Genomic DNA, 264 nt, shown 5'->3' with positions numbered 1-264 from the left:
GCTGACGCGCAGCTGTCTCTACGCATCACAGAGCTGGCACTTGAGCGCCGCCGCTTTGGTTACCGGCGCATCTGGCAGCTACTGCGTCGGGAGGGCCTTCACGTCAACCACAAGCGGGTATACCGCATCTGTCATCTCAACGGCCTGAGTGTAAAACGCAGGCGACGCCGCAAGGGACTGGCGACTGAGCGGCTTCCGCTTCTTCGCCCGGATGCGCCGAACCTGACATGGTCGATGGATTTTGTCATGGATGCACTTGCCAGC

The 264-nt window shown here is 61.0% G+C and carries 1 protein-coding gene; it reads left to right on the top strand.

Annotated elements, in window-relative coordinates:
* Nucleotides 1-264, top strand: a 264-nt coding sequence (locus NR177_RS23825; RefSeq protein ID WP_256853806.1) for an IS3 family transposase, incomplete at both ends; no start/stop codon positions are given.

Source organism: Pantoea sp. Fr+CA_20 (genome assembly GCF_024520835.1).
Lineage (GTDB): Bacteria > Pseudomonadota > Gammaproteobacteria > Enterobacterales > Enterobacteriaceae > Pantoea > Pantoea allii.
The sequence above is the reverse complement of the archived record's forward strand: the minus strand, read 5'-3'. Positions and strand labels throughout refer to the sequence as shown.